General features: G+C 67.7%; 22 protein-coding genes. 3 read left to right on the top strand and 19 right to left on the bottom strand.

Annotated elements, in window-relative coordinates; translation table 11 throughout:
* Positions 1-72: 72 nt before the first annotated feature.
* Positions 73-1,113, bottom strand: coding sequence for a tRNA (adenosine(37)-N6)-threonylcarbamoyltransferase complex transferase subunit TsaD (gene tsaD / locus A7V84_RS16670; RefSeq protein WP_025514879.1), 1,041 nt, complete (start codon positions 1,111-1,113; stop codon positions 73-75).
* Positions 1,114-1,274: 161 nt separating this feature from the next.
* Here tsaD and A7V84_RS16665 point away from each other — a divergent pair, with 161 nt between their 5' ends.
* From A7V84_RS16665 to A7V84_RS16655, 3 genes are all read left to right on the top strand, one after another.
* Positions 1,275-2,567, top strand: a complete 1,293-nt coding sequence (locus A7V84_RS16665; protein WP_025514877.1) for an NCS2 family permease — start codon at positions 1,275-1,277, stop codon at positions 2,565-2,567.
* 156 nt (positions 2,568-2,723) lie between these two features.
* Positions 2,724-3,755 (top strand): LLM class flavin-dependent oxidoreductase, encoded by a 1,032-nt coding sequence (locus A7V84_RS16660; protein WP_033534835.1) that lies wholly within the window; start codon positions 2,724-2,726, stop codon positions 3,753-3,755.
* Positions 3,756-3,849: 94 nt separating this feature from the next.
* Positions 3,850-4,230, top strand: a complete 381-nt coding sequence (locus A7V84_RS16655; RefSeq protein WP_025514874.1) for a thioredoxin family protein — start codon at positions 3,850-3,852, stop codon at positions 4,228-4,230.
* Between the two features lie 18 nt (positions 4,231-4,248).
* On the opposite strand, the gene A7V84_RS16650 is transcribed toward A7V84_RS16655, so the two are convergent.
* The 18 genes from A7V84_RS16650 to A7V84_RS16565 all read right to left on the bottom strand — a co-directional run bounded on the left by A7V84_RS16650 (position 4,249) and on the right by A7V84_RS16565 (position 23,206).
* The gene (locus A7V84_RS16650; protein ID WP_025514872.1) at positions 4,249-4,848 is read right to left on the bottom strand and encodes an IMPACT family protein; all 600 of its coding nucleotides are present in this window, start codon (positions 4,846-4,848) and stop codon (positions 4,249-4,251) included.
* A 29-nt stretch (positions 4,849-4,877) separates the two neighbouring features.
* On the bottom strand, positions 4,878-5,684 hold the full coding sequence (locus A7V84_RS16645; RefSeq protein ID WP_063492329.1) for a type 2 periplasmic-binding domain-containing protein: 807 nt from the start codon (positions 5,682-5,684) through the stop codon (positions 4,878-4,880).
* Positions 5,677-6,432 carry an ABC transporter permease gene (locus A7V84_RS16640; protein WP_376765126.1) on the bottom strand — a complete coding sequence of 252 codons (756 nt, stop codon included), beginning with the start codon at positions 6,430-6,432 and terminating at the stop codon, positions 5,677-5,679. Before A7V84_RS16640 ends, A7V84_RS16645 begins: the two co-directional genes overlap by 8 nt.
* 14 nt (positions 6,433-6,446) lie before the next feature.
* Positions 6,447-7,439: an ABC transporter substrate-binding protein gene (locus tag A7V84_RS16635; RefSeq protein WP_025514867.1), complete on the bottom strand. Its 993-nt coding sequence runs from the start codon at positions 7,437-7,439 to the stop codon at positions 6,447-6,449.
* A gap of 53 nt (positions 7,440-7,492) precedes the next feature.
* Complete coding sequence (locus A7V84_RS16630) at positions 7,493-8,236, bottom strand: ABC transporter ATP-binding protein (RefSeq protein WP_025514865.1); 744 nt, start codon at positions 8,234-8,236, stop codon at positions 7,493-7,495.
* 116 nt (positions 8,237-8,352) lie between these two features.
* Positions 8,353-9,957: an ABC-F family ATPase gene (locus tag A7V84_RS16625; protein ID WP_033534838.1), complete on the bottom strand. Its 1,605-nt coding sequence runs from the start codon at positions 9,955-9,957 to the stop codon at positions 8,353-8,355.
* 154 nt (positions 9,958-10,111) lie between these two features.
* Positions 10,112-11,083, bottom strand: coding sequence for an LD-carboxypeptidase (locus A7V84_RS16620; protein WP_025514863.1), 972 nt, complete (start codon positions 11,081-11,083; stop codon positions 10,112-10,114).
* Positions 11,080-11,559 (bottom strand): tRNA adenosine(34) deaminase TadA, encoded by a 480-nt coding sequence (tadA, locus tag A7V84_RS16615; protein ID WP_038854742.1) that lies wholly within the window; start codon positions 11,557-11,559, stop codon positions 11,080-11,082. Before tadA ends, A7V84_RS16620 begins: the two co-directional genes overlap by 4 nt.
* Positions 11,560-11,575: 16 nt before the next feature.
* The gene (locus A7V84_RS16610; protein ID WP_063492330.1) at positions 11,576-12,424 is read right to left on the bottom strand and encodes an HAD family hydrolase; all 849 of its coding nucleotides are present in this window, start codon (positions 12,422-12,424) and stop codon (positions 11,576-11,578) included.
* Positions 12,425-12,492: 68 nt separating this feature from the next.
* Complete coding sequence (locus tag A7V84_RS16605; RefSeq protein ID WP_025514858.1) at positions 12,493-12,927, bottom strand: hypothetical protein; 435 nt, start codon at positions 12,925-12,927, stop codon at positions 12,493-12,495.
* A gap of 130 nt (positions 12,928-13,057) precedes the next feature.
* On the bottom strand, positions 13,058-13,414 hold the full coding sequence (gene mnhG / locus A7V84_RS16600; protein WP_025514857.1) for a monovalent cation/H(+) antiporter subunit G: 357 nt from the start codon (positions 13,412-13,414) through the stop codon (positions 13,058-13,060).
* Positions 13,411-13,692, bottom strand: coding sequence for a K+/H+ antiporter subunit F (locus A7V84_RS16595; RefSeq protein WP_033534839.1), 282 nt, complete (start codon positions 13,690-13,692; stop codon positions 13,411-13,413). The genes mnhG and A7V84_RS16595 overlap by 4 nt, the downstream gene beginning before the upstream one ends.
* On the bottom strand, positions 13,692-14,174 hold the full coding sequence (locus A7V84_RS16590; protein ID WP_033534840.1) for a Na+/H+ antiporter subunit E: 483 nt from the start codon (positions 14,172-14,174) through the stop codon (positions 13,692-13,694). The genes A7V84_RS16595 and A7V84_RS16590 overlap by 1 nt, the downstream gene beginning before the upstream one ends.
* Position 14,175: 1 nt before the next feature.
* A complete protein-coding gene (locus A7V84_RS16585) occupies positions 14,176-15,801 on the bottom strand; it encodes a monovalent cation/H+ antiporter subunit D (protein ID WP_025514854.1) in 1,626 nt (541 codons plus the stop codon).
* The gene (locus A7V84_RS16580) at positions 15,798-16,145 is read right to left on the bottom strand and encodes a Na+/H+ antiporter subunit C (RefSeq protein WP_025514852.1); all 348 of its coding nucleotides are present in this window, start codon (positions 16,143-16,145) and stop codon (positions 15,798-15,800) included. Before A7V84_RS16580 ends, A7V84_RS16585 begins: the two co-directional genes overlap by 4 nt.
* Before the next feature lie 2 nt (positions 16,146-16,147).
* Positions 16,148-19,075, bottom strand: coding sequence for a monovalent cation/H+ antiporter subunit A (locus tag A7V84_RS16575; RefSeq protein WP_025514850.1), 2,928 nt, complete (start codon positions 19,073-19,075; stop codon positions 16,148-16,150).
* Between the two features lie 403 nt (positions 19,076-19,478).
* Positions 19,479-22,106: an AAA family ATPase gene (locus A7V84_RS20845; protein ID WP_082833034.1), complete on the bottom strand. Its 2,628-nt coding sequence runs from the start codon at positions 22,104-22,106 to the stop codon at positions 19,479-19,481.
* Positions 22,103-23,206, bottom strand: coding sequence for a metallophosphoesterase family protein (locus tag A7V84_RS16565; protein WP_063492331.1), 1,104 nt, complete (start codon positions 23,204-23,206; stop codon positions 22,103-22,105). Before A7V84_RS16565 ends, A7V84_RS20845 begins: the two co-directional genes overlap by 4 nt.
* Between the last annotated feature and the right edge of the window lie 6 nt (positions 23,207-23,212).

Here is a 23,212-nt window from a genome sequence, read left to right as displayed (position 1 = left end):
AGCCTGCCGGCCAGACACCGCCCGCTGCCGCTTCGCGGCCGCGGGCGGTTTTCTTTGCGGCGCGCCGCCGCCTCAAGCGGCCTGCAGCTCGCTCAGGTCCCAGCGCGGGCGCACGGTGAAGCCGTGCTGGCCGGGCTGGAGGCGCGCCAGGCCGGCCTTGACGCGCTCGGCGCCGGCAAAGGCGATCATGGCGCCGTTGTCGGTGCACAGCTCCAGCGGCGGGAAGTAGGCCGTGGCCTTCAGGCGCGGCAAGGCCTCGCCCAGGCGCAGGCGCAACAGACGGTTGGCGCCCACGCCCCCGGCGACGACCAGGCGGCGCAGGCCGGTCTGCTTGAGCGCCTTGATGGACTTGGCCGCCAGCACATCGATGATGGCCGCCTCGGTGGCCGCGCAGAGATCGGCGCAGGCCTGGGGATCGAGCTCGCCGCTGGCCCCGCGCTCGGCCTTGGCGCGCGTGAGGACGGCCGTTTTCAGGCCGCTGAAGCTGAAGTCCAGGTCGCCGCTGTGCAGCATGGGACGCGGCAGCTCGAAACGGCTGGCGTCACCTTGCTGGGCCAGGCGCGAGAGCGCCGGGCCGCCCGGATAGCCCAGGCCGAGCAGCTTGGCCGATTTGTCGAAGGCTTCGCCGGCAGCGTCATCGAGGGTTTCCCCCAGCAGGGTATAGCGGCCCACGCCGTCCACGCGCATCAACTGGGTATGCCCGCCGGACACCAGCAGGGCCACGAAGGGAAACTCGGGCCGCGGATCGGCCAGCAGCGGCGACAACAGATGCCCTTCCAGGTGGTGGATGGGAATGGCCGGCAGCCCCAGCGACCAGGCCAGCGACTGGGCCACGCTGGCGCCCACCAGCAGCGCGCCGGCCAGGCCGGGCCCGGCGGTGTAGGCCACGGCGCCGATGTCGCTGCGCTCCAGGCCGGCGCGTGCCAGCACCTCGCGGGTCAGCGGCACGATGCGCCGGATGTGATCGCGCGAGGCCAGCTCCGGCACCACGCCGCCATACTCCTGGTGCATGGCGATCTGAGAATGCAGGGCGTGCGCCAGCAGGCCGCGTTGCGTACAGACCGCAGCGACCCCCGTTTCATCGCACGAGCTTTCAAAACCGAGAATAATCATGGCTGCAGAGTTTACACGGTGCGAGAATACGCCCCGTCGCGCGGAACGCATCGCCGGCACCAGGGCCGCCAGGGGACGGGCTCGGATTTCCACGCATCGGCGCCACGCCGATGGCATGCGCTCCTTCCTTTCTTTTTCTCTCGCTTGAATCGGGGACAGTAATGCTCGAGAAGCTATTCAAGTTGCGTGAGCACGCCACGACGGTCAGAACCGAAATGATCGCCGGGCTGACCACCTTCCTGACGATGTCGTACATCATCTTCGTCAACCCGGACATTCTCTCGTCCACCGGCATGGACCGCAACGCCGTGTTCGTCGCCACCTGCCTGGCCGCCGCGCTGGGCTCGCTGGTGATGGCGCTGGTGGCCAACTGGCCCATCGGCATGGCCCCGGGCATGGGGCTCAATGCCTTCTTCGCCTTCGCCGTGGTGAAAACCATGGGCTACACCTGGGAGCAGGCCCTGGGCGCGGTCTTCATCTCGGGCGTCATCTTCGTCATCCTGACGATCTCGGGCATCCGGGCCTGGCTGATCCGGGGCATTCCCAGCTCCCTGCGCAGCGCCATCGCGGCCGGCATCGGGCTGTTCCTGGCCATCATCGCCCTGTCCAGCGCCGGCATCGTGGCCGCGCACCCCGAAACCAAGGTCACGCTGGGCGATCTGCGCAGCCACGGCCCCCTGTTCGCCATCCTGGGCTTTTTCATCATCGCCGTGCTGGATGCCCTGCGCGTGCGCGGCGCCATCCTGATCGGCATCCTGGTGGTCACGGTGCTGTCCATGCTGATGGGCTACAACGAATTCCATGGTGTTTTCTCGGCGCCGCCGAGCCTGGAGCCGACCTTCTTCAAGCTGGACATCATGGGCGCGCTCAATGCGGGCCTGCTGCATGTGATCCTGGCCTTTGTGCTGGTCGAGGTGTTCGACGCCACCGGCACCCTGATGGGGGTGGCCAAGCGCGCCGGCCTGGTACCCGAGAACCGACCCAACCGCCTGGGTCGCGCGCTGTTTGCCGACAGTACCGCCATCGTGGCCGGCTCGGTGCTCGGCACCAGCAGCACCACCGCCTTCGTCGAAAGCGCCTCCGGCGTACAGGCCGGAGGACGGACCGGCCTGACTGCGCTGGTGGTGGCCGTGCTGTTTCTGGCGGCGCTGTTCATCGCCCCGCTGGCCGGCTCGGTGCCGGCCTACGCGACTGCGCCCGCCCTGCTCTATGTGGCCGGCCTGATGATGCGCGAACTCATCGACATCAAATGGGATGATATTTCCGAGGCCACGCCGGCCGCGCTCACGGCGCTGATCATGCCGTTCACCTACTCGATTGCCAACGGCCTGGCGTTCGGCTTCATCAGCTACGTGGTGCTCAAGACCTGCACCGGGCGCGTGCGCGAGGTCCATCCGGCCACCTGGCTGGTGGCCGCGCTGTTCGTGATCCGCTACGCCTTCTTCCCGGGATAAGGCCCGATCGGGTCGATATGCTCAGGCTATCGACCCGATCCACGACAAGGTTGCTCGGCCCCGGCCCCCAAAAGCCCGATACACTGTCACCATTGCCATTCATCGATGCGCAGGCGGTGCCGCCAGGGCTCCGCAGCGGCACAAAGAGACAGTCCCATGAGCAGCCTGGCCGATATCCCTTTTTCCCTTCTCGATCTGGCGCCCATCGTGCAGGGCGGAAACGCGGCTGACGCGTTCCGCAACACGGTCGCGCTGGCGCAGCACGCCGAGCGTCTCGGCTACCAGCGTTTCTGGCTGGCCGAACACCACAACATCACCGGCGTGGCCTCCAGCGCCACGGCGGTGCTGATCGGCCTGGTGGCCAGCCAGACCACGCGCCTGCGCGTGGGGTCGGGCGGCATCATGCTGCCCAACCATGCGCCGCTGATCATCGCCGAACAGTTCGGCACCCTGGAAACCCTTTACCCGGGCCGTATCGACCTGGGCCTGGGACGCGCGCCCGGCAGCGATGGCGCCACCCAGCAGGCCTTGCGGCGCAGCCCGCGCAGCGGCCTGGAGTTCCCGGCGCTGGTCGAGGAATTGCGCGCCCTGCTGGCGCCGGAGCGTCCCGGCCAGGCCGTGCGCGCCATTCCCGGCGCGGGTCTGGACATCCCGATCTGGCTGCTGGGTTCGAGCGATTTTTCCGCGCGCATGGCCGCCGAGCTGGGCCTGCCCTTCTCCTTCGCCGGCCACTTCTCGCCCGAAGGCATGGCCGCCATGCGCCTGTACCGGCAGTTGTTCCGCCCGTCAGCCACGCTGGCCCGCCCCTACGCCATGATCGGCGTGCCGGTGGTGGCCGCCCCGACCGACGAGGAAGCCCGCTTCCTGTCCACCACCCAGCAACTGAAGTTCCTGTCGCTGATCCGGGGCAACCGCCTGCCGCTGCAGCCGCCGGTGCCCTCCATGGACGGGCTGTGGAACGAATGGGAGCGCGCGGCCGTCGAACAAAGACTGGGCGCGGCCATCGTGGGCGGCCCGGAGACGGTCAGGCGCCAGCTTGAGGCCCTGGTGGCCGAAACGCAGGCCGACGAAGTCATGATCGTGTCTGACTTCTATGACCTGAACCACCGGCTGCGCTCCTATGAGATCGTTGCCGGCCTGAAAACACCCTGTGCCACCGGCACGGCCAACGACACGGCAGGCGGCTGATTGCGGCCAGCCTGCCCTTCTCTCTCGCGGTCGCCGACCGCGCCAACCGGGCGCTGAGACGCCCCTAACGCCGTCCGTCGGCAAGGACAACGCCATGAGCATTGTTGAACTCACCAAAGACACCTTCCAGGATGCCATCACCCCTGACGGCACCCTGATCATCGATTTCTGGGCCCCGTGGTGCGGCCCCTGCCGTGGCTTCGCCCCGGTCTTCGAGCAAGCGGCCGAACAGCACCCCGACGTCACCTTTGCCAAGGTCAACACCGATGTCGAACAGGAGCTCGCCGGCGCACTGGGCATCCGCTCCATCCCGACCCTGATGGTGTTCCGCGAAAAAGTGCTGCTGTTCTCGCAGCCCGGCGCCCTGAGCGCGGGCCAGCTCGACGAGTTGCTGGGCAAGGTCAAGGGCCTGGACATGAGCGAAGTGCATCGCGAGATCGCCCAGGCCGAGAACGACGCCGGCGACAAGGCCTGAGGGGCCTGCCGGGGCGGCTCAGCCCGCTCCGGCGTCGAGCACTTCCCAGCCTGACTGGCCGCGCGTGATGTTGGCGGCCACGGCCTGCAGCGCTTGCAGCGCGGCATCGGGAATCTCCAGCGTGAGCTGCACGCCGTCGGCGTCGAACTCCTCCTGCAGGATGACGGCGCCGGCCGGCGCCAGCCGCGCCCGCAGCAAGGCCAGTTCCGCGAAGCCGCAACGGCAGCGCACCTGGCTGGTGGCCACGATCTCCAGGTATTGGCCCGCGCGCAGGCAGTTGGCTGCGCATCCGCCATAGGCCCGCACGAGCCCGCCGGCGCCCAGCTTGATTCCTCCGAACCAGCGCACCACCAGCACCGCCACGCGATCCAGGCCCTGGCCGTCGATGGCCTGCAGAATGGGGCGCCCTGCCGTGCCGCCCGGCTCGCCATCATCGTTGTAGCGGTAGTTCTGGCCGATGCGGTAGGCCCAGCAGTTGTGGGTCGCCTCGGGCACGCTGTGCCGGGCGAAGAAAGCCATGGCTTCGTCCACGCTGGCCACCGGGCTGGCATGGCCCAGAAAGCGGCTTTTCTTGATGTCTTCTTCGAAAGAACAGGCGGCGGCGAGAGTCTGCGTCATACTCCGGCATTGTAGCGGCGCCGGCAGGCCTAGCCGTGGCAGTCGATGCCGTCCTGGTCCAGATAGACGTCGAAGGCCACCTCGCGCGCCCAGCGCCCGGCCAGTTCGCGCCAGACACCCCGCCCCTGCCACAGCCGCATCTCACGCGCCAGCCAGGCCTGCTCGGCGGCCGGCACCAGCCAGCCCGACTCGGCATGCGGACCCTCCGGCGGCAGGCTGGCGGAGAACTTGCGCCACTCGGGAAGCTGCATCAGGCTCTGCCAGGCGGCGTCGTCGATCAGGCCGATGTCGCAGCGCCCTTCACGCACGGCCACCAGCGCCTCGGACGGCAAATCGTATTCCTGCAGCACCGCGCCGTGGCTGTGCGCCAACGCGCGCGCCGGCTGGTTGGCCCGCGCCATGCAGACGCTGCGCCCGCGGGCCTCTTCCCAGCGACGCATGGGCGTGTCGCTGCGTATCACGGCGCGCGGCTGCGGCTGATAACGCGCCGCCACCCAGGCCTGCCGGGGCGCCACGCCCGGGGGCTCGCCGGCAGCCATCAGCACCACATCCACCTGCCCTGCGGCCAGCGCATCGGCCGCCTGATCGGCAGCCAGCGCCTGCAGCGCCAGCGGCAGCCCCAGGGCCTGCGCCAGGCGCTCGGCGGCCAGCGGCCCCAGGCCATGCGGCGTGCGAACGCGCTGCGCATCGGCCAGCGCAGGCACCCCCACGCGCAGCTCGCCACGCGCCTGGGCCTGGGCAAACGGCCCCGCCGCCGCACTGACGCCGGCCGACAGCATCAGCGCCAGCGCGGCCAGCCACGTGCCCCACCCTGCCCGGCAACGAGACTCAGACATACTGGTAGCGCAGCAAACGGTGCTTGAGGTTCTCCAGCACCAGTTGATCGATCAGCGCGGCCAGCACCGCAATGACCAGGATGTTGGCCATCACGCCGGTCATGTCGGCAATCTCGCCGGAATAGGCCAGCGAACGCCCCAGCCCCTTGCCGAAGCCGATCAGCATCTCTGCCGAGATCAGGGCGCGCCAGGCATTGCCGAAAGCCAGTTGGGCCCCGGTGATCAGCTCCGGCATGACTGCCGGCAGGTAAACCCGCCGCAGCAAGCCCCAGGGGGTCGCTCCCATCACGCGCGCGGCCGAAACATGGACGCGCTGAACCGACTCGGTGGCGTTCATCACGCTCAAAGCGGCCGGGAAGAACGCCGCCAGCGCCACCACCACGATGATGGGCGCGCTGCCGAAGCCCATCAGGATGAGAAACAGTGGCACCCAGGCGATCGAAGGGATGGCCTGCAGGATGACGATGGCGCTGCGCAGCACCTCGCGAAAGAATGACAGCAAGGCGGCCAGCAGGCCGAAACCGATACCGGCCAGCAGCGCCAGCCCGTAACCCGCCCCGAGCCGGCTGAGCGTGCCGGCCAGGGCCTGATGAAAGCTGCTGGCGCCGATGTCGTCGGCCAGTCGCGCAAGCACGGCCGGCACGCCGGGCATGAGGAAATCCGGCAGGCTCCAGGCCGCCACCTGCCACAGCAGAAGGATCAGCAACACGCCCAGCACACTGGCCAGGTGCTTGCGCGCGCCGGTCATGCGTTGCACCGTACTCAAGGCTGACGCGCCTCTTGCCAGGACAGATCCAGGATGGAGGCGACCTCATAGGGCTTGCCGTCGCGCGTCTTGAGCGAGCCCTGGGCCTGCAGGATATCGGCGATCTCCTGCATGCGGCGGGTGTCCGCCTCGTTCAGCGAGGCGGTGAACACCTGCGTGCGGATGGCCTCGGCGATCACCGTCTCGCGCGGCAGTTCGCCACGCGAGAGCGTCTTGAGCGTCGGCTCGGCGATGAAGTAGTGGGCAATCAGGCCGGCCGCCTCGTCGGGCTTTTGTTGCAGCAAGGCGATGGCCTCGCGCTGCGCATCGAGCGCTTTCCAGACGTCATCCTTGCGCTTGGCCAGGGTATCGCCCGAAGTGATGACCACCATGCAGGGAAACGGCCAGCTCTGGCCGACTTCGTAGATTTGCGTGACCGGCGCCACCAGCTGGGCGATGCGGTCATAGGGCTCGAACAGGAAAGCCGCGTCGACCCGCTTGCCCACCAGCGACTGCACCGCCACGGCCGGGCTGACCCCCATCACGTTGACGTCATCGGCGCTCAGGCCGCCCTCTTTGAGCACCACGCCCTTGAGTACCACATCGGCCGTGCTGCCCTCCGATTGCGAGGCCAGCACGCGGCCCTTGAGCCCAGCAATATCGCGAATGCCGCTGTCATTGCGCACCAGCAGGGAGTGGTAGCCTTGCTGCGCGCCACCCACCACCTTCAGATCGGCGCCCTTGGAGGCCCAGGCCACGGCATTGGTGAAACCCAGCACGCCGATGTCGAGCTGGCCGCCGACGATGGCCTTGATGAGGTCCGTACCCGATTTGAACTCGACCAGTTCGGTATGGAGGCCGGCTTTCTCGTAAAAGCCGCCCTCCTGGGCGACCATGGCCTGGGCATCGTCCATGACGCGCAGATAGCCCACGCGGAAAGTATCGGCGGCCCAGGCGGGCGCGGCCACCGCCAGCGCCGCGGCCAGCGTGATCCAGGATTTGAGTTTCATGCAAAGACTCCGGAAGGCGGCGCGGGACACGCCGGCAAGGGGGTTCGGGGAATTCAGGCGAGCGCGTCGACTTCGATGCCCAGCAGGCTCAGGATCTCGCGCTTCTCGGCGGCCAGGCCGGCCAGGTCGTGGGAACGGGGCCGCTGCCCGAGCTCGAATTCACGCAGCACGCGTGCCGGGCGCGGCGAGAAGACCAGGATGCGGTCGGCCAGAAACAGGGCTTCGTCGACGTCATGCGTTACCAGCAACACCGTGGGCCGGTGTTCGCGCAGCAGTTGGCGCAGGACATCCTGAAGCGTCAGCCGGGTCAGTGCGTCCAGGGCGCCAAAGGGCTCGTCCAGCAGGAGTGTGCGCGGCTGGGCGATGAAGGCGCGCGCCAGCGCGGCGCGCTGCCGCATGCCGCCCGAAACTTGATGGGGATAATAGGATTCGAAGCCGGCCAGACCGACGCGGGCCAGCCAGCCATCGGCCTGCTCGCGGGCCTGGCGGCGCGCCACGCGCTGGAACTCCAGCGCCAGGGCCACGTTGTCTCGCAGGGTCAGCCAGGGATAGAGGGCATGCTCCTGGAAGACCAGGGTGCGGCTGGGATCGGGACCGCGCAGCGGCTGGCCATCCGCCAGGATGCGCCCGCCCGAGGGGGGCTCCAGCCCGGCGGCCAGATGCAGCAAGGTGGATTTGCCGCAGCCCGAGGGCCCGACCAGCGCGACCAGCTCGCCGCTGTGAAAGCGGCGGGAAAAATCATCGACGACCCGAAGGTCGCCGAATTGTTTGATGACATGCTCGAAAGTCAGATCCATGGGCGTTCCGGCCGCCTGCGCGGCGCTGCAAGTACGCCCTAATCTACCGACTCACGATATGCATCCCAACGACATTTCTCTCATGTTTTCACAACTTCGAGAGATATGCGGCCGTCTCAGCCCTCGATGCCGCGCGAGGACAGGTAGTCTTCGTAGCCGCCGCGGTAGTCGATGATCTCGCCGGTGGGCAGAATTTCGATCACGCGCGTGGCCAGACCCGACACGAACTCGCGGTCATGCGAGACGAAGAACAGCGTGCCCTCGTATTTCTCCAGGGCGAACTGCAGGGACTCGATCGACTCCATGTCCAGGTGGTTGGTCGGCTCGTCCAGCAACATGACGTTGTGGCGGCCCAGCATCAGGCGTCCGAAGGTCATGCGGTTCTTCTCGCCGCCGGACAGCACCTTGGGCGCCTTGGGCAGATCGTCGCTGGAGAACAACAGCCGGCCCAGCGCCGAACGGATGGCCTGATCGTCGTCGCCCGGCTGGCGGTGCTCGGCCATCCAGTCGAACAGGTTGATGTCGGTTTGCAGGAATTGATCCGAGACGTCCTGGGCCATGTAGCCCAGATCGGCGTTCTCAGCCCACTTGACGGTGCCCGAATCCGGCGCCAGATCAGTGGCCAGCAGACGCAGCAGCGTCGTCTTGCCCACGCCGTTGGCGCCGATGATGGCCACTTTCTCGCCAGCGTCGATCATGGCCGAGAAGTTCTTGATGACCGGCGCGTCGTAGCTCTTGCAGACCTTCTCGGCCGTCACGGCCAGACGGTGCAGCACCTTGCTCTGCTCGAAGCGGATGAAGGGGTTCTGGCGCGAGGACGGCTTGACCACGACCTGCTCGGACTTGATGCGGTCGATCTGCTTCAGGCGCGAGGTGGCCTGGCGCGATTTCGACTTGTTGGCCGCGAAGCGGCGCACGAAATCCTGCAGCTCGCTGATGCGTTCCTTGGCCTTGGCGTTGTTGGCCGACAGACGTTCGCGCGCCTGGGTCGAGGCCAGCATGTAGTCGTCGTAGTTGCCGGGATAGATGCGGATCTCGCCATAGTCCACGTCGGCCATGTGCGTGCACACCTGATTCAGGAAGTGACGGTCGTGGCTGATGATGATCATGGTGCTCTGGTAGCTGTTGAGCACCCCTTCCAGCCAGCGGATGGTGTTGATGTCCAGGTTGTTGGTCGGCTCGTCCAGCAGCAGCACATCGGGGTTGGAGAACAGCGCCTGGGCCAGCAGCACGCGCAGCTTCCAGCCCGGGGCGACCTCGCTCATCAGCAGGTTGTGCTGATCGACCTCGATCTCCAGGCCCAGCAGCAGCTCGCCGGCGCGCGCTTCGGCCGTGTAACCGTCATATTCGGCGAACTTGGCCTCCAGCTCGGCGGCGCGCATGTAGTCGTCTTCGGTCGCCTCGGGGTTGGCGTAGATGGCGTCGCGCTCGGACATGGCGTCCCACATCTCGGTGTGGCCCATCATCACCACGTCCAGCACCCGCTTGTCCTCGAAGGCGAACTGATCCTGGCGCAGCTTGCCCAGGCGCAGGCCCGGCTCCAGCGACACATTGCCCGCAGAGGGCTCGAGGTCCCCCCCGATGATTCTCATGAAGGTGGACTTGCCCGAGCCGTTGGCGCCGATCAGGCCATAGCGGTTGCCTTCGCCGAACTTGACGCTGACGTTCTCGAAAAGCGGTTTGGGACCAAACTGAATAGTGAGATTGGCGGTAGAGATCACGATGTTTGTAAGCGGGGCTTGGCGCCCGAAAGCGGGCTGCAGGCACGCGAGGCGTACCGGCGTGAAGACAGCGCGCGCCGGAAAATCCGCCGCGCGCGATTGAGTGAATCGTACAGTGTACCAGCCCGGCGCATTCGCAGCAGGGCCGCCGCCATCAATGGTGGTGTTCGTCGATCACCAGATGGGCCAGACCGCGCTCGGTGGCGATCCCCACCTTGCGACCGACCGGCAGGGTCGCCTTGGTGTTGCCATGGCCGTAAGGCAGGCCGCAGATCACCGGCACCTTGACCTCGCGGCGCAACCATTTGATGACTTCGGGCATGTCGTAGCCCTGGTCATGAGCAGCCAGCTTGTACTCGGTGAAAGTGCCCAGCACGATGGCTTTCTGGCGCTGCAGCACGCCGGCCAGCGACAGTTGCGTCAACATGCGCTCGACGCGGTAGGGATGCTCGCCTACGTCCTCCAGGAACAGAATGCCGCCGCGCACCTTGGGAAAATACGGCGTGCCCAGCAAGGCGGTGAGCATCGCCAGATTGCCTCCCCACAACACCCCACGTGCGTCCACGGCGTCGGCATCGCGGGTTTCAAAGCTGAGGATTTCGAGCTCGCCGCGCATGATCTCGCCAAACAGCGCCACGGTCAGCTCGTCGGTGCGTTTGCCGCCGAAGTCGCGCACCGCCGTCGCGCCGCTGTAGCTCTCGGCGCCGGTCTGCGCCAGCAGGGCAAGGTTGAACGCGGTGAAGTCGCTCATGCCGACAAAGCGCTTGCCGCTGTCGGCCATGGCTTTCCAGTCAATCTGGGGCAGCAGCCGCGTCAGTCCATAGCCACCGCGCGTAGCCATAACGATGGGGTGCTTCTGGGCGGCGGCGCGCGTCAGGGCAGCCAGGCGCTGCTTGTCGGTGCCGGCAAAGCGCTGGTGCACGGCCAGCGCGCTGCGGTCGACCGCGGTCTTGAACCCCTCTGCGGCCAGGCGTTCGCGCGCGAGATCCAGCGTGGCCGGATCGGCCACGGCCGACGAGGGCGACACCAGGTAGATACCGCCGGGCTGGCCATGCGGGGCATGGCAAGCCGGCCCGCAGGCCTGTCCGGGAGCGTGATCGTGGCCGTCGTGGCGGGGAGTCTTCATGATGGATTGCGTTCCTTGTTGCGGCGTTCGCGGAAAAACGCCCGCAGCAGCTCGCTGCAGGGTTGAGCCAGCACGCCGCCGGTGATCGAAGTCTGGTGATTGAGTTGCCCGACCGAGGCGATGTCGAGCACGCCGCCACAGGCGCCGGTCTTGGGATCGGCCGCGCCGAAGACCACCCGCGCCAGACGGGCGTGCAACATCGCGCCGATGCACATGACACAGGGCTCCAGCGTGACGTAGAGCGTCAGGCCCGGCAGACGATAGTTGCGCAACCGGGCGGCGGCCGCACGCAAGGCCACCACTTCGGCGTGGGCGGTGGGATCGGCGTCGGTGATGGTGCGGTTGGCGCCCGCGCCCAGCACCTCGCCATCGGCGCCGACGATGACCGCGCCCACCGGCACTTCGCCGGCCGCATAGGCCAGACGCGCCTGCTCCAGAGCCAGCGCCATGCAGGCCTCGTCGTGCGCCAGCGACATGGCCGGGTTCGCCTCGTCAGCCCCCATAAGCCCTCGACTTCAGGGAGATGGAGCCCGCCAGGCCGACCAGGGCCGCCTCAAGCAGATGATAAAGCTCGGCATCTTCGCCATACCGGGCAAAGTTCAGATTGGACACCCGCCCCTGCTCGACGAAACCCCAGGCCCGGCTGCGCTTGTCGCGATGGCTGGGATCCCAGACGCCGAAGGCATAGCCGCCGGCGGCGCAGACCAGGGAAAAGCAAGGAATATCGGTGTAGCCGTCACCCACGAAGATCATCTGATCCAGCGGCACCCGCAGCCGGTCCTGCGGCACCTTGCGGTTGACCTCGAACGGACGACTGCGAAACTCCGGCCCGACCAGACCTTTCTGGATATGGAACAGATAGCGCGTTTTGTCGGTAAAGCTGACGATACGGCGCGGGAAGGCGATACCGCCGTGTTCGTCGTAGATGAATTCGGAAGCCCAGATATCCGTGAATTCGCCCGCAATGGGCGTGGCGCGCACGATGTCGCCGATACCGCTGGAAATCAGATAGAACTCGAGCTGGATGCGCGGCTGGGCGGCCCGCACGGCCTGGCGCAGGCGCTCGAACAAGGTGGTCACGCCCGGGTGCAGCGGCAGGCGGCGCCCCCAGGCCTGCAGACGGTCGCGGGTGATCAGGCCGTGCCGGCCCTGGCGCGACAGCTCGATCATCTTGTACAGATAGGCCGGGACCGGGTCCCAATCGCCTTGCGACAGGAGGGGGTCGACCTCGTCTTTCCAGAATGCGGCCGTATCCACACCCAGGCTTTCCAGAAAGCCGGTGGTGCTGTCCGGGGCCAGCGTGTCGTCGAAATCGAATACCAGGGCGATGACGTCGGACATTCAGGGAAACTCAAGTGGGCAAGCCGCCATTTTGCCTGATTGCGGCCTGCCCTGCTGCCGGCGTGGCGTCAGCGGGCCATGCCATGGGCCGGCACAGGCACTTCGGTCTCGCGCCAGATGCCGCCGCCATGCACGCTGCCGTGCATGCGGGTGTGGCCGTTGTCTTCCATCTGCCGCATGCAGTCGTTGCGATGCTCGCCCGGCAGGCGGTCGCAGCGCATCATGCGATTGCGATGATAGTCGGTGGAAGGGTCGTGCAGGCGGTTGCGGTGCGCTTCGGCGCGCGCGGCGCCGGCCTCGCGCATGCAGCTATGACGATCCGTGACTTCGGGGGCATTGCGGCAACGCGCCAGTTCGCTGCGGTAGACCGAGTCGGCCGAGGCCTGCGGTGGCGCCGCGCGGGCCGGCGTGGCCGCCGACAGGGCGGCCCCCAGGGCAAGGAGCGACACCGCAGCCAGCGTGGCGGATGACTTGCGAATGGCATGCATGCGTACAAGCTTCATGACAATCTCCCATTAGAAGGCAGGCTGCCTGGCGGGCGGCCCGCACACAAGGTTCATGTCCTACCTTACGCAAAACCGCTGCTGGCCGCGCGCGCAAATCACTACAAGTGATACCAAACGCAACGGCCCGTCAGGCCTCGCCATTGCGTTTATGCGGCGCATTCGGCCCGACCTCGGCGTCGACATTGCGATAGACGGCCGCGCGCATCAGCAGCATGGCCGTCACAGGCGAGGTCAGCACCAACAGCACGATGATCACGATCTCGTGAATCACCGGCCGCGAGCCCATATAGGAAAACAACAGAGAAGACGCCACCAGCACGCTGATGGCGCCCAGCGTGTTGGCCAGGGTCGGAGCATGGATGCGGGCATAGAAATGGCGGAAACGCAGCAGGCCGATGGCGCCGGTGAGCGAAACCACGCCCGCGAACACCAGCAACAGGCTGACCGGCACGGCGATCCACCAGGGCAAACCGTTGGTTGTCATGGCTCGATGACCTCCCCGCGCAACAGGAACTTGGCCATCGCCGCCGAGCCGACGAAACCAAACAGGGCAATCAGCAGGGCGATGTCGAAATACACCCCCGTGCCGGCCCGGATGCCGAACACCAGCATGACCAGCATGCCCTGAATGTAGAGCGCATCGAGACCCAGCACGCGGTCCTGGGCGGTGGGGCCGCGCAGCACACGGATCACCGCGCAGCCGGCGCCAAGCGAAAAGCAGATCAGCGCAAACGACGCCGACCAGTAGAGCAGCATATCCATCAGTCGAATACCTCTATCAGGGTGCGCTCATAGCGCCGCTTGATCAAGGAGATCCATTCTTCCTCGTTCTGCAGATCCAGCACGTGCAGCGTCATGATGTGATTGGTGGAAATATCCACCAGCACGGTGCCGGGCGTATAGGTGATGATGCAGGCCATCATGGCCAGGCCATGCGGATCGCGCAGCTCCAGCGGCACCTCGAGAAAGCCCGGCGACATTGGCAGGCGCGGCCGCCAGACGAACTGTGCCACCGCCCAGTTCGAGCGCACCACGTCGACAAAGACGCGCCACACCAGCCCCGGCAGCAACCAGATCCGGCGCGGGCGCGCCTTCAGCGGACGCAGCCGCATCGAGGCCCAGCCCAGCCATATCCCCAGCGCGGCGCCGACCAGTACCTGCCCCCAGGACACCGATTGGTTCAGGAGCAGCCACAACAACAGCATGCAGACGGGCAGCACGGCGCGTGTCAGCCATTTACGCATCTCAATGCCCTCCCAGCGGACGCACCGGCAGCTTGCCCAGCACGGCCTCGATATAGAGCTCGGGTTTGTCCAGCGACTGGGCTGCGGCATCCAGATAGGCCGACACCGGCCCGGCCCCGGCCGCCAGCGCCACGCACAGCAGGATCAGCACGGCCACCGGGCCGGCCTCCAGCAGGCGCAACCTCGGCGTGATGCGGTCGTCGCCGCCCCAGAAGCTGCGGATGCCCGCACGCCCCAGCGCCATCAGGCCGGCCAGCCCCGACAGCAGCACAGCGGCCACCAGCAGCCAGCCGTCCATGGGCGGTGCCGAGGTATTGACCGCGGTCACGGCTGCCGACAACAGAGAAAACTTGGCCACGAACCCCGACAGCGGCGGCAAGCCGGTCACCAGCAGCGCACAGGCCACGAAGGCCAGGCCCAGGAACGCCATGGCAGCCGGAATCGCCACGCCCACGACATCGTTGGGACGGTTGGGCGCCACCGGGTCGTCCAGGTCGAAACTGTCCATGGTCACGGCCAGCACGCTGGCGCCGAAGCTGCGGGTGCGCTCGATCAGCTCGATCAGCAGGAAGAAGGCGCCCGTGCCCAGGACCGAACTGACCAGATAGAACAGCGCCGGCCCGGTCAGGGTCACCCCCGGCATGCCCAGCGCAGTCAGCAACGTGCCGGCCGAGACGATGACGCAATAGCCGACCAGCTTGCCCAGCTGCTGGGACGCCAGGATGCCCACCCCGCCGAAGATCAGCGTGGCCAGCCCGACGGCGAACATCCAGTCCAGACTGAAGGCCGCCGGCGCACCCGTGGGCAACAGCAGCGAACCGATGCGCAGCAAGGCATAGATGCCGATCTTGGTCATGATGGAGAACATGGCCGCCACCGGCGGACTGGCCGCGCCGTAGCCATTGACCAGCCAGAAATTCAGCGGCCAGGCGCCGGCCTTGACCAGGAATGCCACGCCCAGGATGGCCGCGCCCGCCTCGAACAGCTGACGCTCGCCGCCGGCCAGCTGGCCGGCGCGCACCGCAAGGTCCGCCATGTTGAGAGTGCCGGTCACGCCGTAGATCAGCGCAATGCTGATCAGCAGCAGGAAGGAAGCCACCAGGTTGACCGCGATGTACTGGAGCCCCGCGCTCACCCGTGCGCTGCCCGAGCCATGCAGCATCAGGCCATACGAGGCCGCCAGCAGCACCTCGAAGAACACGAACAGGTTGAACAGATCGCCGGTCAGGAAGGCCCCGTTCAAGCCCATCAGCAGGAACTGGAACAGGGAATGGAAGTGCACCCCGGCGCGATCCCAGTGGGCCAGCGAATAGATCAGCGTGGCCAGCCCCAGCGTGGCCGTCAGCGTAAGCATGACCGCCGCCAACCGGTCGACCACCAGCACGATGCCGAAGGGGGCCGGCCAGTCGCCGGGCAGATAGACGCCGATCCCCTGCGGCCAGATATCGCCGGCGCCGGCGGCCAGCGCCAGCAAGGCCACGGCCGCCGCCAGTTGCAGCACGGTCGAACACAGCGCGATGAAGGCACGCACCCGTCGCCGGGTGTCGGCCAGCAGCAGCATGCCTGCGCCGGCCACCAGCGGCACGACGATCGGATAGATGGGAAGGTGTTGCAGCCAATCAATCACGATTCTTCGGGCTCCCGGCCATCAACGTGGTCGGTGCCGGTCAGGCCGCGAGAGGCCAGCAGCACCACAAGAAACAAGGCGGTCGTGGCGAATCCGATCACGATGGCCGTCAGCACCAGCGCCTGCGGCAACGGATCCGCGTAGGCGGCCGGATCGGGCGGAGTCATCGCATCGACCACCGGCGGCGTGCCGACCTTGAGCCGGCCCATGCCGAAAATGAACAGGTTCACGGCATAGGACAGCAACGACAGCCCCATGATGAATTGAAAGGTGCGTGGCCGCAGCAGCAGCCATACCCCCGAACCGGTCAGCACCCCGATGGCTGCCGCGTAGATCCATTCCATGTTCAGACTCCCCTGGCCGCGGCATCGGCCTCGATTTGCGCTTCGGCGATCTGGCGGCGCTGCGCCCGCACCGACTGGTGCGCCAGCGCCACCAGCACCAGCACGGCCGCGCCCACCACCAGCATGTACACCCCGAGATCGAACAGCAGCACGCTGGAGAGGTGGATGTGCCCCACCAACGGCAGCGCCACGTCCCAGGACAGAGCCGACAGGAAAGGCCGCATGGCGAACCAGGCCGATACGGCGGCCGCCCCTGCGGCCAGCAGACCCAACCCGATCCAGTGCTGCGGATTCAGGCGGCTGCGCGACTCGACCCAGTACACCCCGCCCACCATGTACTGCAGAATGATGGCGGTCGCCATGACCAGACCGCCGACAAAGCCGCCGCCCGGCAGGTTGTGCCCGCGCAGCAGCAGATAGACCGAAATCAACACGGCCATGGGCAGCAGCAGGCGCACCAGCACGGCCGCAATGCGCATCGAGCCCGCCGGCAGCGAGGCCTTGGTGTCTGGGCCGGCCGGCACCTGGCCGGGCGCCAGCCCATCCTGCTCGCGCTGCTGGTGAGGCTGCTCGATGCTCTCGGGCGCGGGGCGGAAACGGCGCAACAGCGCATAGACCGTCAGGGCCACGATGCCCAGCACGGTGATCTCACCCAGGGTATCGAAACCTCGGAAGTCCACCAGGATAACGTTGACCACATTGGTGCCGCCGCCCTCGGGCAGGGCATTGCGCACAAAGAAGGAAGCGATGGTGTCGCCCAAGGGGCGGGTCAGCACGGCATAGGCAAGCGCCGCCATCGACAGGCCGGCCGCGCTGGCCAGGCCCAGGTCGCGCAGACGGCGCAGGCGCACCTTCAGATCCGGCCGCCGGTCTTCTTCGTCGGCCGCGATGCGGCGCGGCAGCCAGCGCAGCCCGAGCAGCAACAGCACGACGGTCACCACCTCGACGGCCAGCTGGGTCAAGGCCAGGTCGGGCGCCGAAAACCACACGAAAGTCAGGCAGGTCACCAGCCCTGCGCCGCCCGACAGCGTCAGCGACGCCAGCCGGTGGTACTTGGCCTGATAGGCCGCGCCCAGGGCGCAGGCGCCGCCCACCAGCCACAGCACCACGAAGGCCGGGTCGGCGGCGCTGCGCACGCCCGTGCCGTCGAGCCAGCCAAAGGCGCGCAAGGGCAGCCACGCCACCAGCAAGGTGCCGAACACGATGATCACCATCTGCATCTGCAGACGCGAGGACGCCAGCTGGCGCAGCACGGCGCGGGCCACCACGGCGCTGCCCTCGAACAGGTATTCGAAGGTACGCCGTCCGTCCAGACGGTAGATGAACGGCACGCGGCCGGGATGCGCGGCCTGGTGAGCGCGCAGCCCGAGGTACAGCAAGATGCCGGCCGTGGTCGCCACCAGGCTCATGACCAGCGGCAGGTTAAAGCCGTGCCACACGGCCAGGCTGAATTCGGGCATGTCTGCGCCCAGGATGCTGCGGGCGGCAATATGCAGCACCGGCCCCACCGTGACGCCGGGCAGCACGCCGATCACCAGGCAGAGGGCGACCAGCAGGCCGCTGGGCACCAGCATGAAACGCGGCGGCTCGTGCGGCGCGCGCGGCAGGTCGGTCGCCGGCGGGCCGAAGAACACCTGCAGAATGAAACGCAGGGAATACGTGACGCTGAACGCCCCGGCGATGGTCGCCATCAGGGGCAGGCCGTAGCGCAGCAGCGGATCCCCCGAGATGAAGGTCGTTTCGGCGAAGAACATTTCCTTGGACAGAAAACCGTTGAGCAGCGGCACGCCCGCCATCGAGGCGGCCGACACCATCGCCAGCGTGGCCGTCAGCGGCATGGCCGAATACAGGCCGCTCAGGCGTCCCAGGTCGCGCGTGCCGGTTTCATGGTCGACGATGCCGGTGGCCATGAAGAGCGAGGCCTTGAAGATGGCATGGTTGACCATATGGAACACGGCTGCCACCAGCGCCAGGGGACTGTTCAGGCCCAGCAGCAGCGTGATCAGGCCCAGATGGCTGATGGTCGAGTACGCCAGCACGCCCTTCATGTCCTGCTGGAAGATGGCCGCATACGCGCCCAGCACCAGCGTGCACAGCCCTGCCCCGCCGATGATCCAGAACCATTCGTCGGTGCCGGCAAGCAGCGGCCAGAAGCGCGCCAGCAGAAACACCCCCGCCTTGACCATGGTGGCCGAGTGCAGATAAGCCGAGACCGGCGTCGGCGCGGCCATGGCGTTGGGCAGCCAGAACTGGAACGGGAACTGAGCGCTCTTGGTCAGCGCGCCCAGCGCCACCAGGGCCAGCGCCGCCGGGTACCAGGCATCGGCGCGCACCAGGTCGCCCGAGCGCAACACCACGTCCATGTCATAGCTGCCGACAATATGCCCCAGGAGCAGCACCCCGCCCAGCAGGCAAAGCCCGCCGGCCCCGGTGACGGTCAGCGCCATGCGCGCACCGCGCCGGGCGTCGACGCGATGGTGCCAGTAGGCGATCAGCATGAAGGACGCCAGGCTGGTCATTTCCCAGAACATCACCAGCTGGATCAGGTTGCCGGACAGCACCACGCCCAGCATGGCCGCCATGAAGGCCAGGAAGAACGAGAAGAACCTCGGCACCGGATCCTTGGGCGACATGTAGTAGCGCGCGTACAGCACCACCAGCGTGCCCATCAGGGAGACGATCAGCGAGAACAGCCAGGCAAAGCCGTCCATGCGCAGGGTAAAGCCCAGACCCAGGGCCGGCGCCCAAGGGACATCGACCCGTATCACTTCGCCCGCGGCAATCTGGGGATACAGACTGGCCACCAGCACCGTCGAGGCCAGGGCCAGCAAGCCGGCCAGCCAGGCCTCGGCGTTGCGGGCGTTGGCCGGCAGCAGGGCAGCGCACAGACTGCCTGCAAATGGCAGAGCGAGAATGAGGATCAGCGACATGGCGCTCCGGGTAAGGGCGACCCGTCACAGCGCAGTCAACACGCTGGCCGGGTCGAAGCCAAAAGATAGTCTGAAGACACCCTGGCGTGACCCATACTACCGCTCGCCGCCGTCCTTGAAGACAACACAGCCTTGCCGGCGCGGCGGACGCGCCGGTTGCTCACTACGGAAGGGGTTTCTGGCGAGATCGGCCAGGAGACTCATGTGAAAAATATCAGATTCTTGTAAGTTACGCACGAATAACGGGCGAATAAAGCGCTTTAATTGCAAAATAATCAGCATTTAACCGAAGTTTGGTGCGTTGCAATATATCCAGACCCGCTTTTGAAAGCTTACAGCAATCTGAATGAAAGCATAAGCCGCCCTTTTTGACAGCCAAAAAAAGCGGGCTTCTGCTTCGATCTCAGGCCAAATTCCGTAAAGGTACGCCCATGTCCTGCCATGCTGGTGCGTGGCAGGTGAACAACAGAATCTGATGCCGCGTGGCGGCATCGAACAGCGCTCTTTTGATCTGATCCCGACGGCCGGCATCGGCATGCACCAAGGCATCGTCGAGCACCAGCAAGGTCGGGCGGCCTGCCGCCTGCAACAGGTCCGCATAGGCCAGGCGAGCCAGCAGGCCAAGCTGCTCACGGGTACCGAAACTGAGATCGGCCAGGCCATCCTCCCCGCCCTGGCGTGCCAGCGCCACCGGCAGCAGTTGTTCATCGAGGCGCAGGTCCGCGCCCGGCATCAGCAGCTCGAGGTAATAGGCCAGCCGCTCGGCCAGGGGCTGCAACAGACGCCGCGTCGCCGATTCGCGCTGCTCGCCCAGCAGGCGCCACAGCAGATCCAGGGCAGCGGCATGGCGGGCGTAGTCGTCGCGCCGACGCGCGGCTCGCTCAAGCTCGGCTTCAGCCTGCGCCAGCCGCTCGCCCACGCCCTGGGCGCCCGCCTGCTCCAGCCGGCCCTGTAATTGCAGCAGCCGGGCATGGCGCTCCTGCTGGGCCTGGCGCGCCATCTGCGCCGACTGGGAATAGCGCTGCTCATCCTGACGCACCAGGTCCGGGCGCTGCGCCGCCAGAGCCGCCTCGGCCTGGGCGCAGCGTTGCGCCAGCCCTTGCCCGGCCTGCTCGGCCTGGGAAAACTGGACGGCCCGCGCGGCCCGGCTGGCGGCCTGCTCGGCCGCCTCGAAGACCGCCTGGCGCGCCTCGAACTGATCCCGCAGCAGCGCGGCGCGACTGGCTGCCTGGGCGTGAGCGGCCTCGGCGGCACGCGCCTGACGTTCGGCCTGCTGCCAGGCCGCCTCGTGGCGCCGCAGCGCATCCTGGGCTGCGGCAAGACGCGCTTCGGGGTCGCCCTCTTCGACCGCAGGCGCCTGCGCCAGCTGGCCTTGCAGGCGGGCCACATTCTGCACCGCCTCCTGGTAGGCCGCCCGCAAGGCCGGCAGGCCCTGCGGGGCCTGCGCCACCAGCGCCGCACGCGCCTGATCGCGCTCGCGCAGCAACTGGTCGGCGCGCGCCGCGCGCGCCTCGGCCTGGGCCAGATCGGCCACCTGCAACACCTCCAGCGCCTGCTGGTGGCGCGCCTGGGCAGCCGCGAGCTCGCGCCGCAAACCCGGCAGATCCCGACCGCCCGGCTCGATGCGCAGCAGGCCCAGCCCCTGCAGCCTGAGCTCGGCCACCTCGCTCAGCAACAATTCGCCATCGCCCTGCAGGGCCACCCCGCCCAGTTCCAGCTGTACGCCGGGCGCCAGTTGATGGTGGATGCGCGTGGCCACGGCCTGTTCGCGCAGGCGCAGACCGTCCAGGTCGCGTTGCGCCTGGCGCAAGCGCTCCAGCGCTTCGGTATCGATGCGCTCGGCCTGCCAACGCGCCTGCAATTCGCCTGCACTGGCCTCGGCGGCCACCGCGGCCTCACCGGCTGCCTGCAGACGCGCCTGTTCGGCCTGCGCGCGACGTAACCATTCGCGCGTCTGTCTGGCCTGCAAGGCCTGCTGGGCCAGCTCGGCCTGCTGGCGGGCGGACTGCAAGGCGGCCTCGGCGCGCGCCGCAGCCTCGGTGCTGCGCGCAGCTTGCATGGCGGCGCCCTGCACCGCCTGGGCCGCCTCGCGGGCCTGCGCTTGCTGCTGGCGCAAGGCCTCTTCATCCTGACGATCACGGGTGGCCTGCTCGCGCAGCGCTTGCGCCAGGCGCGCGGCCTCGCCGGCCTCGCGGCGCAATTGCTCCACCTGCTCTTGCTCGCGCGCCAGGGCCTGCAATTGCTCGCGCGCACGACGAGCCTGCTCTTCCAGCGCCAGCCAGGGCGCCTCGCGCTCGGCCGCATCGTAGTCATGGCGCCATTGCGCCAGCCGATCCACGTCGGCGTCCAGCTCGGCGCGCTCGCGCCGCAAGCCGTCGCACACCCCCTGCAGACGCAGCCATTGCTCTTCGGCCGCCTTGTACGGCCCCTTGGGCTTGCCGCCACGCGCATCCAGCAGCGCCGCGCGCATCTCGCCCACGCGGGCGTACAGGCGATCGCCGTCGCTGCTGGCCAGCTCACCCGAGATCTGCGTGAGCGCAGCGCGCAGTTGCGCGCCGGCGTGCACGGCCGGCGCGGCCAGCTCCTGGCCGCTGCCCTGTTCTATCCAGAGCAGCCCCGGCACGCCGGCATGTTCAGGCTTGCTTTGCCCGCGCGCCGACATTTCGAAACCCAGCAACTGCGCCAGCGCCTGCTCGGCGGCGTCGCCCTCCAGGCGCGTGGCGCCCCGGTCGATCGAGAGTTCGCAACGGGCCCGCTGCAGAAACTGTTTATGCAAGGCGTAGTGGCGGCCGGCATGCTCGAACTCGACGGTGACCGAAGGTCGGGCGCCGCTCAGGCCATGCGGCGCGAAATCCGCCACTTTGCTGGTGCCGTAGCGTTCCAGGAATGCCGCCCGCAACGCCATGACATAGGTGCTTTTGCCGGCCTCATTGGGGCCGGCGAAGATATTCAGGCCCGGCGCGAGATCCTCAAGCGCGGCGCCATCACGGAATTTGCGAAACTCTTGCAATGCGATGCGCTGGACTTTCATGCGCCACCCTCCTCGCGCGCCAGGCGCAACAACAGGCGCAAGGCCTCGCGCGCCACTGGCCCTTGTTCGGCATCGGCCTGCAAGGCCTGCAGCTGCTGCGCCACCACGGACACATAACCCGCGCCATCCAGTTGCGCCAGATCGGCCTCGGCCGGCTCCAGGTCGAGCTCGTCGCTCTCCAGCCGCAACGCTCTCAGACGCGCCTCGGCGCGCGCGATGTCCTGGCTCAAGGCGTCCCAGGCGGCCAGCGGCAGATGGCCGCGCAAGGTCAGGCGCAGCACGTCCTCGGCCTGCAAGCCCTGCAGGCGGGCACCCAGCGTTTCGAGATCCGCCGGCAAAGCCAGCGTGACATCCCAGTGCTGCCAGCGGTACCGCCCCACCGGCAACCGCTCCACCCGCGGCAATTCCTGGCCGATCTCCACGCGCAGCACCGAGCCGGCCTCGCTGCTGCGGAAACGGTCAGGCTCGGGCGTGCCGGCATACCAGCAGCGCGGGCCGACCTGCAGGCAACCATGCCAGTCGCCCAGCGCCAGGTAATCGAGCCCGGCGCGCTCGGCGCGGTCTGGAGCGATCGGATTGGCGGCATCGGCGCTCTCGGGCAGGCGTTCGGCGATGCTGCCGTGCGCCAGTCCCACCCGTGCCAGGCCCGGCGGCGTCTGCAGGCTGTCGAACACCCGCGTCACGTCGTCATAGGTATGGCGCTGCGTGAGCGGTGCGGCCAGCACCGCCATGCTGTCGAGCAGCACGACCCCCGGCTCCAGCGCCAGGTGCACGTTGCCGGGAATGCAGGCAAGCTGGCGCGCGCGGCTCCAGACGCTCTCGGCCAAGGCGGCATCGTGATTGCCCGGGATCATCACCCAGGGGCCGGCGTAGGCGGCCAGCGCATCGAACAACCGGCGGATGGTGCGATCCGACACCGCCTGGGTGTCGAACACATCGCCGGCTACCAGCACGGCGCCTACGCGCTGTGCCTGGGCCGTCTCGGCGATGCGGGCCACGGCCTGCAAGCGGGCTTCGGCCAGCACCGCGCCGTCATCGTCATCGAATTGCCCGTACTGGCGTCCGATCTGCCAGTCGGCGGTATGGAGAAAGGTAGGCAAAGCTCC

It is taken from the genome of Bordetella trematum, from assembly GCF_900078335.1.
Lineage (GTDB): Bacteria > Pseudomonadota > Gammaproteobacteria > Burkholderiales > Burkholderiaceae_B > Bordetella > Bordetella trematum.
This window is presented reverse-complemented; position numbering and strand designations above follow the sequence as displayed.

Excerpts from the sequence above, each read along its gene's own strand:
- A7V84_RS16660 (WP_033534835.1), top strand. The coding sequence starts at position 2,724 with ATGAGCAGCCTGGCCGATATCCCTTTTTCCCTTCTCGATCTGGCGCCC.
- A7V84_RS16650 (WP_025514872.1), bottom strand. The coding sequence starts at position 4,848 with ATGACGCAGACTCTCGCCGCCGCCTGTTCTTTCGAAGAAGACATCAAG.
- A7V84_RS16620 (WP_025514863.1), bottom strand. The coding sequence starts at position 11,083 with ATGAAGACTCCCCGCCACGACGGCCACGATCACGCTCCCGGACAGGCC.
- A7V84_RS16665 (WP_025514877.1), top strand. The coding sequence starts at position 1,275 with ATGCTCGAGAAGCTATTCAAGTTGCGTGAGCACGCCACGACGGTCAGA.
- tadA (WP_038854742.1), bottom strand. The coding sequence starts at position 11,559 with ATGTCGCTGGCGCACGACGAGGCCTGCATGGCGCTGGCTCTGGAGCAG.
- A7V84_RS16595 (WP_033534839.1), bottom strand. The coding sequence starts at position 13,692 with ATGGATATGCTGCTCTACTGGTCGGCGTCGTTTGCGCTGATCTGCTTT.
- A7V84_RS16575 (WP_025514850.1), bottom strand. The coding sequence starts at position 19,075 with ATGTCGCTGATCCTCATTCTCGCTCTGCCATTTGCAGGCAGTCTGTGC.
- tsaD (WP_025514879.1), bottom strand. The coding sequence starts at position 1,113 with ATGATTATTCTCGGTTTTGAAAGCTCGTGCGATGAAACGGGGGTCGCT.
- A7V84_RS16590 (WP_033534840.1), bottom strand. The coding sequence starts at position 14,174 with ATGCGTAAATGGCTGACACGCGCCGTGCTGCCCGTCTGCATGCTGTTG.
- A7V84_RS16610 (WP_063492330.1), bottom strand. The coding sequence starts at position 12,424 with ATGTCCGACGTCATCGCCCTGGTATTCGATTTCGACGACACGCTGGCC.
- mnhG (WP_025514857.1), bottom strand. The coding sequence starts at position 13,414 with ATGACAACCAACGGTTTGCCCTGGTGGATCGCCGTGCCGGTCAGCCTG.
- A7V84_RS16630 (WP_025514865.1), bottom strand. The coding sequence starts at position 8,236 with ATGGATCTGACTTTCGAGCATGTCATCAAACAATTCGGCGACCTTCGG.
- A7V84_RS16635 (WP_025514867.1), bottom strand. The coding sequence starts at position 7,439 with ATGAAACTCAAATCCTGGATCACGCTGGCCGCGGCGCTGGCGGTGGCC.
- A7V84_RS16580 (WP_025514852.1), bottom strand. The coding sequence starts at position 16,145 with ATGGAATGGATCTACGCGGCAGCCATCGGGGTGCTGACCGGTTCGGGG.
- A7V84_RS16640 (WP_376765126.1), bottom strand. The coding sequence starts at position 6,432 with ATGACCGGCGCGCGCAAGCACCTGGCCAGTGTGCTGGGCGTGTTGCTG.
- A7V84_RS16605 (WP_025514858.1), bottom strand. The coding sequence starts at position 12,927 with ATGAAGCTTGTACGCATGCATGCCATTCGCAAGTCATCCGCCACGCTG.
- A7V84_RS16645 (WP_063492329.1), bottom strand. The coding sequence starts at position 5,684 with ATGTCTGAGTCTCGTTGCCGGGCAGGGTGGGGCACGTGGCTGGCCGCG.
- A7V84_RS16655 (WP_025514874.1), top strand. The coding sequence starts at position 3,850 with ATGAGCATTGTTGAACTCACCAAAGACACCTTCCAGGATGCCATCACC.
- A7V84_RS20845 (WP_082833034.1), bottom strand. The coding sequence starts at position 22,106 with ATGAAAGTCCAGCGCATCGCATTGCAAGAGTTTCGCAAATTCCGTGAT.